This is a genomic window from Streptomyces sp. BE20 (assembly GCF_036322525.1).
In the GTDB taxonomy this organism is placed as follows: Bacteria; Actinomycetota; Actinomycetes; order Streptomycetales; family Streptomycetaceae; genus Kitasatospora.
Map to the genome: position 1 here is coordinate 1 of NZ_JAQYWW010001096.1, position 629 is coordinate 629.

2 pseudogenes are annotated in these 629 nt (G+C 62.3%); one reads left to right on the forward strand and one right to left on the reverse strand.

Annotation, left to right across the window (positions count from 1 at the left end):
- Positions 1-128 (forward strand): annotated as a pseudogene (locus PUR61_RS33175) (IS5/IS1182 family transposase); the annotation flags it as partial.
- Between the two features lie 362 nt (positions 129-490).
- On the opposite strand, the pseudogene PUR61_RS33180 reads toward PUR61_RS33175, so the two are convergent.
- Positions 491-629, reverse strand: a pseudogene (locus PUR61_RS33180) (IS481 family transposase); the annotation flags it as partial.

Sequence of the window (629 nt, forward strand, 5' to 3'; positions counted from 1 at the left end):
AGCGCACCGTCGCCTGGCTCGGCGGCTTCCGCCGACTCCACCGCCGCTACGAACGCAAGGCCGACCACTTTGCAGCCTTCGCCAGCATCGCAGCCGCCCTCATCTGCCACCGCCGACTCTCCAAATGAGATGACTTCTTAGGCGTCCCACTCATCTCCTTGAATGCCCTCATTGGACATCGCTCCTGGCCCCGAAGGTTGCAGCGGTCGTTCAACGCGACCCCCGCAGGGCTGGCGCCGGTTTCAGACATCTTTCCGACGGATGTGAACTTTCATCTCCTGGAGATTGGGCTTCAAGCAATCAAGCCTTCGCCTTATCACGCGGACCTCCCAACACACCGTCCCTGATGTCTGAACCCGGTTGCTGGTTTTCTGGCATGCTCTTGTCCCCTTCGCCTTTCGGGTCCAGGTAAGCCATCAGGCCCAGGAACCTCCCTTCGTATCCCTCCCGGCTATGCCGGGGATACGACAGAGCGCCTCGTGGCGCACTTGAAGCGCTCGACCTTGCCGTTGGTCTGGGGTCGGTAGGGGCGAGTGCGTTTGTGGGCGATGCCGGATGCGGCGAGTGTGTCGCGCCACAGGTGTGACTTGTAGCAGGCGCCGTTGTCGGTCAGGACGCGTTCGACGGTG